The 13,705-nt window shown below is 70.3% G+C and carries 10 protein-coding genes and 1 pseudogene; 8 read left to right on the top strand and 3 right to left on the bottom strand.

All coding sequences use genetic code 11. From position 1 onward, the window contains the following. The first annotated feature begins 4 nt into the window (after nt 1–4). From qcrC to qcrB, 3 genes are read left to right on the top strand one after another with little or no spacing between them, the layout of a single operon-like run. On the top strand, nt 5–817 hold the full coding sequence (qcrC, locus tag BBK82_RS02260) for a cytochrome bc1 complex diheme cytochrome c subunit (RefSeq protein ID WP_065913484.1): 813 nt from the start codon (nt 5–7) through the stop codon (nt 815–817). Then, a complete protein-coding gene (gene qcrA / locus BBK82_RS02255) occupies nt 814–1,944 on the top strand; it encodes a cytochrome bc1 complex Rieske iron-sulfur subunit (protein ID WP_065913483.1) in 1,131 nt (376 codons plus the stop codon). Before qcrC ends, qcrA begins: the two co-directional genes overlap by 4 nt. Continuing rightward, complete coding sequence (qcrB, locus tag BBK82_RS02250) at nt 1,941–3,605, top strand: cytochrome bc1 complex cytochrome b subunit (protein WP_065913482.1); 1,665 nt, start codon at nt 1,941–1,943, stop codon at nt 3,603–3,605. Before qcrA ends, qcrB begins: the two co-directional genes overlap by 4 nt. A 65-nt stretch (nt 3,606–3,670) precedes the next feature. Here the strand turns inward: qcrB and BBK82_RS02245 are convergent, their stop codons facing one another. The 3 genes and pseudogenes from BBK82_RS02245 to BBK82_RS02235 form a co-directional block, all read right to left on the bottom strand. Continuing rightward, complete coding sequence (locus BBK82_RS02245; RefSeq protein WP_065920771.1) at nt 3,671–3,958, bottom strand: Lrp/AsnC family transcriptional regulator; 288 nt, start codon at nt 3,956–3,958, stop codon at nt 3,671–3,673. Nucleotides 3,959–4,041: 83 nt separating this feature from the next. Continuing rightward, nucleotides 4,042–4,410, bottom strand: coding sequence for a VOC family protein (locus BBK82_RS02240; RefSeq protein ID WP_065920770.1), 369 nt, complete (start codon nt 4,408–4,410; stop codon nt 4,042–4,044). A 187-nt stretch (nt 4,411–4,597) separates the two neighbouring features. Continuing rightward, nucleotides 4,598–6,293, bottom strand: a pseudogene (locus BBK82_RS02235) (DEDD exonuclease domain-containing protein). A 53-nt stretch (nt 6,294–6,346) separates the two neighbouring features. Between BBK82_RS02235 and BBK82_RS02230 the strand changes: the two are divergent. From BBK82_RS02230 to BBK82_RS02210, 5 genes are read left to right on the top strand one after another with little or no spacing between them, the layout of a single operon-like run. After that, nucleotides 6,347–9,229: an AfsR/SARP family transcriptional regulator gene (locus BBK82_RS02230; RefSeq protein WP_065913481.1), complete on the top strand. Its 2,883-nt coding sequence runs from the start codon at nt 6,347–6,349 to the stop codon at nt 9,227–9,229. Nucleotides 9,230–9,243: 14 nt separating this feature from the next. Further along, entirely contained in the window at nt 9,244–10,578 is a 1,335-nt protein-coding gene (locus tag BBK82_RS02225; RefSeq protein WP_065920769.1) for an NYN domain-containing protein, read from the top strand. Nucleotides 10,579–10,637: 59 nt separating this feature from the next. Further along, complete coding sequence (locus BBK82_RS02220; RefSeq protein WP_065913480.1) at nt 10,638–11,645, top strand: C40 family peptidase; 1,008 nt, start codon at nt 10,638–10,640, stop codon at nt 11,643–11,645. Nucleotides 11,646–11,655: 10 nt separating this feature from the next. Beyond that, nucleotides 11,656–12,444: a hypothetical protein gene (locus BBK82_RS02215; RefSeq protein ID WP_154696999.1), complete on the top strand. Its 789-nt coding sequence runs from the start codon at nt 11,656–11,658 to the stop codon at nt 12,442–12,444. A 9-nt stretch (nt 12,445–12,453) separates the two neighbouring features. Further along, nucleotides 12,454–13,566: a glycosyltransferase family 4 protein gene (locus BBK82_RS02210; RefSeq protein WP_071812517.1), complete on the top strand. Its 1,113-nt coding sequence runs from the start codon at nt 12,454–12,456 to the stop codon at nt 13,564–13,566. Nucleotides 13,567–13,705: the final 139 nt, after the last annotated feature.

Genomic DNA, 13,705 nt, shown 5'->3' with positions numbered 1-13,705 from the left:
CACCATGACCACCACTACGAAACGCCCCCGCGGCGCCCGCACGAAGCTGCGCCGCCGGGTCGCCGGCCTGCTCGCACTGGGTTTCGGCCTGCTGAGCGCCGGCATGCTGTTCACCGCGTTCGCGCCGACCGCGCAGACCGCGCAGGCGCAGCAGCAGGACGCCCTGGTCCGCCAGGGCGAGCAGATCTACCTGAACACCTGCCAGAGCTGCCACGGCAGGTCGCTCGAGGGTGTGGAGGGCCGCGGGCCGAGCCTCATCGGCGTCGGTGACGCAGCGGTCTACTTCCAGACTTCCTCCGGCCGCATGCCCATGGCGCGGCAGGAGGCCCAGGCCATCCGCAAGCCCGCGAAGCTCTCCCCCGAGGAGATCAACGCGCTGATGGCCTACATCGACGCCAACGGCGGTGCGGGCCCGAAGAAGCCCGCCGAGTCCGGCGAGGCCCTGCGCGGCGACAACCCGGCTCGCGGTGGCGAGCTCTTCCGCCTCAACTGCGCCAGCTGCCACAACTTCACGGGGCGTGGCGGCGCGCTGTCGTCCGGCAAGTTCGCGCCGGAGCTCGACGGGGTCAGCGAGGAGCAGATCTACACGGCGATGCTGAGCGGCCCGCAGAACATGCCGAAGTTCGGCGAGCGCCAGCTCACGCCGGAGGAGAAGAAGGACATCATCGCGTACGTCAAGTCGGTGACCGACGGGAACAACAACTCCGGCGGTAACCCCCTTGGTGGGTTCGGACCCGTGTCCGAGGGCTTGATCGCGTTCATCGTGGGAATCGCCGCGCTCATCGGCGTGACCCTCTGGATCGGAGCCAAGGCATGAGCGGCGACAAGCCGACCGAGCTGCCCAGCGAGGCAGAGCTCGCGGAGATGAGCCGGGACGACCTCGTCAAGCTCGGCACCAAGCTGGACGGCGTGGAGCTCGTCCACTACGAGGAGAAGTGGCCGGTCCCCGGCACCCGCGCCGAGCGTCGCGCTCAGCGCCAGGTCGCGATCTGGTTCCTGATCTCGGCCCTGTCCGGTCTCGCCTTCCTCGGCGTGTTCCTGTTCTGGCCGTGGCAGTACGAGTCCCCCTCGAACGCCGAGGGCCACCTGCTGCACCTGCTCTACAACCCGCTGATCGGCCTGTTCCTGGGGCTGTCGGTGCTGGGCCTGGGCATCGGCGCGCTGCTCTACACCAAGAAGTTCCTGCCCGACGAGCTCGCGGTGCAGCAGCGCCACGACGGCCGCTCGGCCGAGGTCGACCGCGCCACCCTGGTCGCGGAGCTCGCCGACGCCGGCCAGCGCAGCGGCATCGGCCGCCGCAACCTGATCAAGCGCACCGCCGGTCTCGGCGCCGGCGTGATGGGCCTCGGCATCGCGGTCGTCCCGCTGGGCGCGCTGGTCAAGAACCCGCACTCGGACAGCGAGACCAAGAACTCGCTGTGGCACACGAGCTGGAAGCCGGAGAAGCCGGGCGAGAAGGTCTACCTCCGCCGCCACACCGGCGACTTCCACGAGGTCTCCCTGGTGCGTCCCGAGGACGTCGAGCCGGGTGGCTTCGAGACGGTCTTCCCGTTCCGCGAGTCCGAGCGGAACGACGAGCACGCACTGGTGGCCGCCCTCAAGCGGGCCGACGCGCCGGTCATGCTCATCCGCATGCGGCCGAACCAGGCCATCGTCAAGCGTGCGGGCCAGGAGGACTTCAACTACGGGGACCTGTACGCGTACTCGAAGATCTGCACGCACCTGGGTTGCCCGACGTCGCTGTTCGAGCAGCAGACCGGTCTGCTGCTCTGCCCGTGCCACCAGTCGCAGTTCGACGTGTTCGAGTACGCCAAGCCGCGGTTCGGCCCGGCCACCCGTCCTCTTCCCCAGCTTCCGATCACTGTGGACGAAGAGGGATACTTGGTAGCCCGCAGTGACTTCATCGAGGCTGTGGGACCGGCGTTCTGGGAGCGGAAGTCATGAGTGCCATCACCACGCCGACGAAGCCGGCCAACGCGGCCGCGCGCGTCGCCGGAGCGGCGGCCAACGCTGCCGATGAGCGGTTCCACCCGGCCTCGGGTCTGCGCAAGCAGATCAACAAGGTCTTTCCGACGCATTGGTCGTTCCTGCTCGGTGAGATCGCGTTGTACAGCTTCATCGTGTTGTTGTTGTCGGGTACGTATCTGGCGTTGTTCTTCGACCCGTCGATGACCGAGGTCACCTACAACGGTGCGTTCGAGAACCTGCGCGGGATCGAGATGTCGCGGGCGTTCGCCTCGACGCTGGACATCTCGTTCGAGACCCGTGGTGGGTTGTTCGTGCGTCAGGTGCACCACTGGGCGGCGTTGCTGTTCATGGCGGCGATCGTGGTGCACATGTTCCGGATCTTTTTCACCGGTGCGTTCCGCAAGCCGCGTGAGATCAACTGGGTCATCGGCATCGTGCTGTTCATGCTCGGTGCGATCGAGGGCTTCCTGGGGTACTCGCTGCCCGACGACCTGCTCTCGGGTACCGGTCTGCGGGTGATGGCGGCGTTGCTGATCTCGTTCCCGGTGATCGGCACGTGGTTGAACTGGTTGATGTTCGGCGGGGAGTTCCCGGGCACGGACATCATCCCGATGCTCTACACCGCGCACATCCTGATCATCCCGGCGATCATCCTGGGTCTGATCGGCGCGCACCTGGGCTTGGTGTGGTACCAGAAGCACACCCAGTTCCCCGGGGTGGGCCGCAAGGAGACCAACGTCGTCGGCGTGCGGATCATGCCGGTGTTCGCGGCGAAGGGCGGTGGGTTCTTCGCCATCGTCGTGGGTGTGATCGCGATCATGGGTGGGGTGTTCCAGATCAACCCGATCTGGAACTTCGGCCCGTACAACCCGGCGCAGGTCTCGGCCGGGTCGCAGCCGGACTGGTACATGGGCTGGACCGACGGTCTGGTGCGGATCTGGCCGGCGTGGGAGTTCTACCTGGGCAACTACACGATCCCGGCGCCGTTCCTGCCGTTCATCCTGGGTCTGCCGTTGCTGACCGGTATCGCGGCGGTGTATCCGTGGATCGAGCGGAGGATGACCAAGGACTACGCGCATCACAACCTGTTGCAGCGTCCGCGGGACGTGCCGGTCCGCACGGCGCTGGGGTGGATGGCGATCACGTATTTCATGGTGTTGCTGCTGATGGGCGGCAACGACATCTTCGCCTACAAGTTCGACATCTCGTTGAACTTGACGACGTGGATGGGTCGTATCGGCATGCTGGTGCTGCCGCCGATCGCGTATGTCATCGCCTACCGGGTCTGCATCGGCTTGCAGCGTGCTGACCGTGAGGTGCTGGAGCACGGGGTGGAGACGGGGATCATCAAGCGGTTGCCGCATGGTGAGTTCATCGAGATCCATCAGCCGCTGGGGCCGGTGGACGATCACGGTCACCCGATCCCGCTGGCGTATCAGGGTGCGTCGGTGCCGAAGAAGATGAACAAGCTCGGCTCGGCCGGTCACCCGGTGGCGGGCAGCACGTGGTCGCCGGACCCGCTCGAGGAGACCGTGGCCTTGGACAACGCGCGCCGCAAGGCACACGTGTCCGAAGGCCTCAGCGCGGAGGACACCGCCGGCGAGCTCGCGGGCAAGCCGTCCGACCCGAAGGCCTGATGTTCTGACACAGCGAAAGGCCCCCGTGCAGCAGCACGGGGGCCTTTCGTTTGCTCTGGTGGGTCTTACTGCGCGTCGTCCAGACCGATCGCGAACGCGGCCTCGTCGTCCTTCTTCGAGTAGCTGCGGAACGCGATGTGCGTGTCGGTGTTCAGCACGCCCTCGACCTTGCTGATCCTGCCGGGCACCAGCGCGGCGAGGTCCTCGTGCTTGCTGACCTTGACCAGCGCGATCAGGTCCACGTCACCGGCACAGGAGTACACCTCCGTGACGCCGTCGATGTCGGCGATCTCCTGCGCGGCCTCGGGAATGCGTTCGGCGGCGGCCTGGATCAGCACGATGGCGGTGACCACGGCGTCCTCCTCGGGTGTCAGCACGGGTGATGAAGCCCCCGTAGTCTGCCCTACCGCCCAGCCCTGGGCGTGACGACGTCCTGTCACACGGGCGTCATGAACTCCAGCCGGTTGCCCACGTTGTCGAACGTGTGGAACCTCCGGAAAGCCGGGAAGTTCTCGTCCCACACCACTTCGGCCCCCGCCGCGACGAGCCGCTCCGCCAACGCCTCCAGCCCGCCCACGAGGATCCCCGGATGCCCCTTCCGCGCCGGCCTGAAGTCGATCTCGACCCCGAGGTGGATCTCCAGCGAGCCCGACCGCACCCACAACCCACCGCGCGCGGCGAGAGCAGGCGGCTTCGCGATCTCCTCCATGCCGAGCACGCCGACGTAGAACGCACGGCACTCGTCCTCGGCGCCCGGCGGGATCGCGAGCTGGACGTGGTGCAGGGCGTACCCGTGATCGCTCATCATCACGATTGTGCGCCTGGGAGGCCCTGTTCGGTTGTGAGTCGGTCCAAGAGCGCTCCTTTCGGCGGTCGGGTCGGGGCCGGGACGGCGAGCGCACCGCAGCATTCGCGGTCCGCTCGCTGTCACAACGCGGTCTGGCTCGTCCTGCCCTCCACAAACCCGGCACCGGCCGCCCAGCGAGGCAGTATCAGTGCCAGCGGTCGACCGGCGGCCTGGCGCCCGCCGCCTGTTCCGCCCACGGCACCCACGCCGCCGCCGAACCGGCGGGCGAGGCCCAGGGCTCGTCGGCGTAGACCAGGCGGGTACCCGGCTGGTTGAGCCAGCGCAGCACCACGCCGGTCTCCTCGGGCGGTGCTCCCCGCAGCGGGCCGGGTGAGGGCACGACCGTCTCCGCCGAGGCGACCAGGGCGTCGACCACCGGCATCGGGCGGGTGCCGCGGCGGGCGACACCGGCCGAGGCCAGCCGGCCGTAGCGGACGACCGAGAACTCCCAGCCGCCCTCGCGGTCCGGGCGGGCCGCCACGAGCTGGGCAGGGCGGCCAGTGCGGCGAGGCGCTGGGCGCGGTCCAGCGAACGGACGAGGCCCCGAGGCGGTCGCGCGGCTGGCGGCCTCCTCGAAGCGCTCGCCGTGGCCAGCGAGCCCAGCTGCGCCACGAGACCCCGTAACGGGTCGGCGCTGCGGCCCACGACCAGGTCGCGCACCGCCACGACGGCGGGGAGTACTCCTCCACCGTCTGCCGGCCGGCGCAGGGGGCGCGGCAGCGGCCGAGCTCGGCCAGGGCGCACGGCGACGCGCGCTGGTTCGACGCCGGGATCTTGATGGTGCACGAGCGCAGCGGCACGGCGTCGAGCAGCGCGTCCGCCACCGACTCGGCCGCCCGGCGGGTGCGGAACGGGCCCAGCGCGCCGTCGCGCGGCGTGCGGACCAGCGACAGCCGGGGGAACGGCTCGTCGGTCAGCACCAGCCACCACGCGTGGTGCGGGTTCTTCGACTTCCGGTTGTACGCCGGGCGGTGCGCGCGCAGCAGCCGCAGCTCGCGCACCTCGGCCTCCAGGGAATGAGCGCACTCCACGGCATCGACCCGCACCGCGAGCGCCACCATCTCGCGCAGCCGGCGTCTGCCCTCGCTCGCCGTGAAGTACTGCCGCACCCGCCGCCGCAGGTCCGACGCCGTGCCGACGTACAGCACCTCTTCCTTGGGCCCGCGGAAGAGGTACACACCGGGCGCCGACGGCAGATGCGCGGCGAGCGACCGCTTGCGGCGTTGCTCCGGAGTCACCTCCGGCAGGTACGCCAGCAGCTCCTCCACCGAGTGCACGCCCACGTTGCCCACGCGCTCCAGCAACGAGTGCAGCACCTCGACCGTGGTACGCGCATCGGCCAATGCCCGGTGCGTCGGCCGTGTCTCCGTGTGGAACAGCTCTGCCAGCGCCGACAACCGGCACGACGGCGCCTCGTCACGACTCAGCACGCGCCGCGCCAGCCGCACCGTGCACACCACCGGCGGTTTCGGCCACCGGTAGCCGTACCGCTCGCACGCCGCCTTCATGAACCCGACGTCGAAACCGGAGTTGTGCGCCACCAGCACCGCACCGGCCGCGAACTCCAGGAACGCGGGCAGCACCGTCTGCAGCCTCGGCGCGCCGGTCACCATCAGCTGCGTGATCCCCGTCAGCTGCGCCACCTGCGGCGGGATGCCGCGCTCGGGGTCAACCAGCGTGGCGAACTCGCCGATCACCTCGCCGGCGCGCACCTTCACCGCGCCGATCTCGGTGACGGCGTCCTGCTCGGCGCTCCCACCCGTCGTCTCCAGGTCGAAGACGACGAACGTCGTGTCGCGCAGCGGCGTCCCGAGCTCGTCGAAGGACAGTTGACCGGTCACCCGGGTGACGTTAGCGACGGGGTCTGACAATTTTTGAAGATAGCCTCGGGGGTGTGCGGATCACGCTCCTGGGACCTTCCGGGCTTCCCCTCAGCGTCAGGCAACGTTCGCTGCTCGCCGCACTGGCGTTGCAGCCCGGCCACGTGGTGCGGTCGGAGCGCCTGATCGAGTCGATGTGGGGTGCCGACGAGAAGCCGATGCACGTCAACGCGTTGCACCAGCAGGTCTTCCGGTTGCGGCAGGCGTTGGACGGCATCGTGGTCTCCACCCGCGCCGACGGCTACGTGCTGGAAGCGGGCCCCCACGACGTCGACCTGCACCACTTCCGCCACCTCGTCGCGAACGCGCGCGCTCTGGACGACGACGCGGCCGCAGCTCGTTTGTTCGAAGCTGCCCTGGCGTTGTGGCAGGCCGAACCGCTCGCCGACCTGCCCGCCGCCCCGCCGTGGAGCGACGTCCGCGCGGCGCTCGAAGAAGAACGCCTCGAAGTCGTCGAAGACCACCTGGAACGCCGGTTGCGCCTCGGCGAGGACGTCTCGGCCGAGCTGAACGACCTGATCGACCGCTATCCGCACCGGCAACGCCCGCGCGAGCTGCAAGGCGTGACACCGGAGCCCGTCCAGCGCGTCGTGCCGCACCAGCTTCCCGCGGACCTGCCGAACTTCACGGGCCGTGCGTCCGCGATGGCCGAACTGGGCGCCATCGGCCGTACGGTCCTCATCACCGCGATCGACGGCACGGCCGGCGTCGGCAAAACGGCGTTGGCGCTGCACCACGCGCACACGGTCGCGGACCAGTTCCCCGACGGTCAGCTCTACGCGAACCTGCGCGGCTTCGACCCGGACACGCCTCCGTTGCCGCCGGGCGACGTGCTGGCGCGCTTCCTGCGCGCGTTGGGCATCGCCGGCCCGCGCATCCCGCAGCGGCTGGAGCAGCAGACCGACCTGTACCGCATGTTGTTGCGGGACCGGCGGATGCTCGTCGTGCTGGACAACGCGGCGACCGCCGACCAGGTCGCGCCGCTGCTGCCCGACGGTGAGGGCTGCCGGGTCGTGATCACCAGCCGCAACCGGCTCGCCGGGCTCGACGCGTGGCCGCTGCTGCTGGACGTCATGACGCCGCAGGAGGCGGTCGCGTTGCTGCGCGGCATGCTCGGCGACGCACCCGAGCTGCCCGAACTGGCCCGGTTGTGCGGTCATCTGCCGCTCGCCCTCAGGATCGCCGCGGCGAACGTGACCGGATCGGTCGCGGACCTCGTCGAGGAACTGCGCGAAGAAGAAGGCAGGCTCGCGGCACTGAGCGTGGACGACGACGAACGTCTGGCCGTGCGCGCGGCACTCGACCTCTCGTTCCGTTCGCTTCCCGCGACAGCACGAGAGCTGTTCCGCCGGTTGGGCGCCTTTGCCGGGCACGACTTCACCGAGGAAGTGGCGGACTTGCTCGGCACTGGCCTCGACCAGCTCGTCACCGCGAACCTCGTGGAACGTCAAGGTGATCGTTACCACCTGCACGACCTGGTGCGGCTGTACGCGCATGACCTCCTGACAGAGGAGGAGACGGACGCACTGCGCGCACGGCTGGCCTTGTGGCACAGCAGCTCCGCAGCCAACGCGTCCCGTACCTGCTATCCGCTCGACGACGTGCTGTTCGAGTCAACGGACGGCCGCACGTTCGACACGACCGCAGAAGCGTTGGCGTGGCTCGACGCGGAGAAGGCGAACCTGGTGGCGATCGCGGCCACCGGGCCCTCGGCCTGGCGGATGTCCGACGCGATGCACAGCTTCTTCTCCGCACGGCGTGATCACGCGAGCTGGACCGTGGTGCGCGAGGCTGCCCTTGCGTCCGCACGGCAAGAGGGAGAGATACGCGGCGAGGCGGCGGTACTCGCGAGCAACGCCATCGCGTTGATGTACTCGGGACGTTCCAGTGAGGCATTGGTGTCCGTGCAGCGGGCGATCGAGCTCGCCGGCCGTGAGGACTGGCTCACGGGCAAGCTGCGGTTCCTGACCGTGCTCGGGCACGTCAGCCGTGAGGTCGGCGACATGGACCGCGCCGCCGAGAGCTACCTGGAGGTCGCGCGGCTCAGCCACGAGAACGGCCGGCTGCGGCGGGAGGCGCACGCGTTGTCCCAGCTCGGGTCCACGTGCTGGATGCGCGGCCGGCTCCGGGAGGCCGAGACGCACCACCGCCGCTCGTTCGCGCTCTACCAGCAGATCGGCGTCAAGAACGGCCGTCCGCTCGCCGAGCTCGGCTGCTCGTTGCGCGATCTGGGGCGGCTGGACGAGGCGCTGGTGGCGTTCGAGCAGGGGCTGGAGGAGATCCGCTCACTGGGGCAGCGCGGTCTGGAGTCCTACCTGCTCGACGACATCTCCGCGGTGCACCGCGAGGCGGGACGGTTCGACCTCGCGCTGGAAGCCGGGCGTGAGGCGATGCGGATCGCTCTCGAGGTGAACGACCCCGGTGGTGAGGTGGACGCACGGCACAGCATCGGGGCCGTGCTGCTGCGGCTCGGAGATCCGGCGGCAGAGGAGGAGTACCGGCGTGCGGTGTCCGTTGCCCAACGCATCGGCTATCGGCACGGAGAAGCACAAGCGCTCGCTGGTCTCGGACGTGCAACGGGACGCGCGGAACATCTGCACCAAGCGTTGGCGGTGGCGCGTGAGTACGGATACGGCCTGATCGAGGGCACGGCACTCACGGCGCTCGCCACGTTGCATCTCCAGGGTGATCTCGAACGCGCGCTGAAGTTCGCTCAGGAAGCCGTTGACCTGCATCGACGCAACGGTTGCCGACTTGGTGAAGCCCGTTCACTGCAGGTGCTCGGGCACGGCCGGCAAGGTGCGTGGGAGGAGGCCCTGGCGATCTTCTCCGAGCTCGGTGTGCCGGAGGCCGGAGATGTCCGTGCGCTGCTCAAGCGCGGGGGCTCTAGCCTGTAACGGTGCCAGACCCGATGCCCGAGCCCGAGTACGACCCGCCCGCCGACGAGGTGGGCGAGTCCACTGTGGACTGGGGTGCGCTGCCGGAGCCGCTGCGGGCGCGGCTCGCGGAGCTCGGCGCCGACGCGCTGGGGGAGATGGCGAAGGTCGACGTGCCGCAGCACCTGCGGCCGGTGGCCAGGTTCGCACCGACCAAACGAGCCCGGCTCGGCGGCGCGCAGGTCGTGGCCGGGCTGCGCGGTTCGGCGAACTTCCGCACCGCCGTCGTGGAGTGGCTGCGCAAGAACCGGCCGTCCACGCTGGAGGTGACCTCGCCGGATCCGGTGACCGCGGCCGCGGCGGCGGTGCTGACCGGTGACGAGGTCGCACCGCACTACGTGGAGCTGGTGTCGCGGCGGGTCGGTGACGCGACGCTGCGGGCCGAGCGCGACGCCGCGGTGGTGCGCGCGGAACGGCTGGAGGGCGAGCTCGAACGGTTGCGCGCCGAACGCAGCCAGCTCGACGGAGCCGCCGAACGCGTGCGCGCGGATGCCGAGGTCGAGCTGGAACGGCTGCGCAAGCGGTTGCGCGAGCAGGGTGTGAAGCTGCGCGAGGCCAAGGACGCGGCCGAGGCGGCGGCCGCCGAGGTCGAACGCGTGCAGGAGCGCACGGCCGAGGAGGTCAAGCGGCTGACGGCGGAGCGCGACCGGGAACGGGAGCGCGCCGAGACCGAGCGCGGCAAGGCGCAGCGGGCGATCGCGGACGCCGAGGTGGCGCGGCAGTCGGCGCGCGAGGCCCGGCAGGCGGACGAGGTGCGGCTCGCGTTGCTCGTGGACACGCTCGACGGTGCCGTGACGGGGTTGCGGCGTGAGCTGGCACTGGGAGGTGGCACCGGGCCGCGTCCCGCTGACCTCGTGCGCGGTGCGTCGGCGTCGCAGGGGACGGTCGGACGGGTGGAGGACCCGGCGGCGCTGGACCGGCTGCTGGCGTTGCCGGCGGTGCACCTCGTCGTGGACGGCTACAACGTCACGAAGACCGGTTACCCGGAGCTGTCGTTGTCGGACCAACGCGACCGGCTCGTGCACCAGCTCGCGGTGCTCGCCGCGCGCACGGGTGCCGAGGTGACGTTGGTCTTCGACGGCGCTGGAGTGGTCGCTGTGCCCGCGGCGGCCCCTCGTGGCGTGCGCGTGCTCTTCAGTGATCCCGGTGTTCTCGCCGATGACGTCATCCGCGCGTTGGTCACTGCGGAGCCCGAGGGGCGTCCGGTGGTGGTGGTGACGTCGGATCGCGCGGTCGCCGATTCGGTGCGCCGGCGGGGTGCGCATCCCGTGCCGTCCGCCGTGTTGCTGGCCCGCCTCGGTCGCGTTTAGTCACGCGGTAGCCTGACTCGCGTCGATCTTGGAAGAGTGACGCGAAGGGGATCGGCGACGTGCTGTCGCGCAAGCTCACCCGCGGTGTTCTGGTTGTCGTGCTGCTCCTCTCCGTCCTGCCGGCGGTGTCTTTGGCGGCGCAGCCGGCCGATCCCGCGCGCCGGTACGCCGAGCTGACCGAGCAGGCGACCAAGCTGAACGAAGAGGTCCTGCGCGCGCAGGAGGACCTGACGCTGCGCAGGGCCGAGCTCGAGCGGGCCACGCGGGACGTCGCGGCGGCCCAGCAGATCGAACGCCAGGCGAAGGCCGACGAGGACGGTTTCCGCGGCCAGGTCGACCTGCTGACCGAGGCGTCGTTCGAGGGCGCGCGGTTCAACCAGCTGTCGGCGCTGCTCGTGGCGGACTCGCAGCAGGACTTCCTGCTGCGGCTGGAGATGATGCGGATCCTGGCCGCGGACAAGGCCGACTCGCTCGCGCGGCTGTCCGGTGCGGTGGAGAAGGCGCGGCAGGCGCACCAGGTGGCGGAGAACGCGCGCTCGCGGGCCGCCGCGGCCACCGAGGCGGCGGAGCGGCTGAAGAGCGACCTGGACGCGCGCAAGCGGGCGCTGGACGGGCAGGTCGTGGAGGTGCGCACGGCGTTGGCGCGGCTGCCCGCGCCGGTGGCGGCGCAGTTGCGGGATCCGGGTGACCGGTCGCGGGTCAGCGTGCCGGGGGGTGCCGCGGGGGTCGCGCTGCAGTTCGCGTTGGACCAGCGCGGCGACTCCTACCGGTACGGCGCGACCGGGTTCGACGAGTGGGACTGCGCAGGGCTCACGATGAAGGCCTACGCCGCTGCCAACGTGGCCGTGCCGCGCACGTCCGGTGGGCAGGCCGCTGTCGGTCGTCCGGTGTCGCGCGCCGAGGTCCGTGCCGGTGACCTGATCGTGTACTACGCGAGTCGCTCGCACGTCGCCCTGGCGGTCGACAACGCGCGCGCTGTGCACGCCTCGACCGAGGGGCAGCCGGTGAAGATCGCGCCGATCGACGCCATCGGGCCCATTTCGGCCATTCGTCGCATCGAAGGCTAGCGTTGCGCGCGTGAGGCGCTACAGGGCGGTGTTGGCGGTGCTGGTCGCCGCCACGTTCCTGCTCGGCCTCAACGTGGCTTTGCATCCGCGCGCCGGTGAGTTGCCGTCGACCGCAACACCTCATTGCAAAGCGAGCTCGCGGTCGGCCGTGACGGGGACGGTGACCAGCAGTTCCTGTGACGAGGAGCTGGCGGCGCGGGTGCAGGAGTCGTTGGACGAGGCGGTCGCCGCAGTATCCAATACATTGGATATCGGTCGTGGCGGGGTGAGCTGGTCGAGGCGGGTGGACGTCGTCATCCCCGCATCGGACGCCGAACTGGTGTCGCTGGTCGGGCCGGCGTTCAAGGACATGGCCGGGATCGCGATCCGCGACGGCGCGGCACAACGGGTGGTGCTGAACCGGGTGCGCGCGGCTCCGTTGTCGGACCTGGAGCTGGGTGTGCTGCTGCGGCACGAGATCACCCACGTCGCGACGCGTGACCAGACCTCGGACTCGGCTCCGCTGTGGCTGGTGGAGGGGTTCGCGGACTGGGTGGCGTTCCGGGGGACCGGGCTGGGGTTGCGGGAGGCGGCGCCGTTGCTGACGGCGGAGGTGTCCGGACTGCCCACGGACTTCAGCGGCCCCGGCCGCGACCTGGCGTACCAGCAGGCGTACTCGATCATGGTGTTCCTGCAGTCGAGGCTGGGGGAGCGGGGCGTGGTCGAGTTCTTCCTGAAGAACGCCTCGCGGTCCGGTGTGGACGCCGGGGCCGTGGACGTGGCCGGCTGGCGCGAGTTCCTGCGCACCGCCATCGGATAGCGTTGGCCCGTGCGTCGAACCCTGCTGGTGACCAACGACTTCCCGCCCCGCCCCGGTGGCATCCAGGCCTACCTGCACGCGCTGGCGACCCGGCTGCCCGCCGACTCCCTCGTGGTCTACGCGCCGAAGTGGAAGGGTGCTGCCGAGTTCGACGCCCAGCAGCCGTTCCCCGTCGTGCGGCACCCCACGTCCCTGATGCTGCCGACCCCCGACGTCCTGAACCGCGCCCGCGACATCGCCCGCGCCGAGCAGTGCGACGCCGCGTGGTTCGGTGCCGCGGCTCCCCTCGCGCTGCTCGCACCCCGGCTCGGCCTGAGCCGCTCGGTGGCGTGCACCCACGGCCACGAGGTCGGCTGGTCGATGCTGCCCGTGGCGAGCCAGGCGTTGCGCGCCATCGGTTCCGGTGTGGACGTCGTGACCTACGTCAGCCGCTACACCCGCTCGCGCTTCTCGGCGGCGTTCGGCCCGATGGCGGCCCTCGAACACCTGCCGTCCGGTGTGGACACCGACCTGTACCGCCCCGATCCGGCCGCCCGCGCCGAGATCCGCCGCCGCTACGGCCTCGGCGACCGCCCGGTGATCGTGTGCGTCTCCCGTCTCGTGCCGCGCAAAGGTCAGGACGTCCTCATCCGCGCACTCCCGCTGATCCAGCGCACGGTGCCGGACGCGGCCCTGCTGATCGTCGGCGGAGGCCCGTACCGCACGACGCTCGACGCCCTGGCCGCCGAGTCGGGCCGGGCCGGCGACGTCGTGCTGACCGGCTCGGTGCCGTGGGAGGAACTGCCCGCGCACTACAACGCCGGCGACGTCTTCGCGATGCCCTGCCGCACCCGCGGCCGGGGCCTCGACGTCGAGGGGCTCGGGATCGTGTACCTGGAGGCGTCGGCGACCGGTCTGCCGGTGATCGCGGGACGGTCCGGTGGTGCGCCCGAGACGGTTCGCGACGGCATCACCGGCAACGTCGTCGACGGCCGGAACGTCGAGGACGTCGCCAAGAAGGTCGCCGCGCTGCTCGCGGACCCCGGAATGGCCACCGAGATGGGCCGCGCCGGACGGGAATGGGTGAGCGACCACTGGCGGTGGGACCAGCTCGCGCACCGCCTGCAGCAGCTCATCGGCTGAACCGATACCCAGTATGCGATACATCGCCACTCAGCTGACTCGCTGTTGACAACGTTGTCAGCAACGAGCTGACTGACAGCGATATGCGATATATCGCGAGCGAGCTGCAGCGATGTATCGCATATCGGATATCGGCAAG

Source organism: Lentzea guizhouensis, from assembly GCF_001701025.1.
GTDB lineage: Bacteria > Actinomycetota > Actinomycetes > Mycobacteriales > Pseudonocardiaceae > Lentzea > Lentzea guizhouensis.
This window is presented reverse-complemented; position numbering and strand designations above follow the sequence as displayed.

Excerpts from the sequence above, each read along its gene's own strand:
- qcrC (WP_065913484.1), top strand. The coding sequence starts at position 5 with ATGACCACCACTACGAAACGCCCCCGCGGCGCCCGCACGAAGCTGCGC.
- qcrA (WP_065913483.1), top strand. The coding sequence starts at position 814 with ATGAGCGGCGACAAGCCGACCGAGCTGCCCAGCGAGGCAGAGCTCGCG.
- qcrB (WP_065913482.1), top strand. The coding sequence starts at position 1,941 with ATGAGTGCCATCACCACGCCGACGAAGCCGGCCAACGCGGCCGCGCGC.
- BBK82_RS02240 (WP_065920770.1), bottom strand. The coding sequence starts at position 4,410 with ATGAGCGATCACGGGTACGCCCTGCACCACGTCCAGCTCGCGATCCCG.
- BBK82_RS02225 (WP_065920769.1), top strand. The coding sequence starts at position 9,244 with ATGCCCGAGCCCGAGTACGACCCGCCCGCCGACGAGGTGGGCGAGTCC.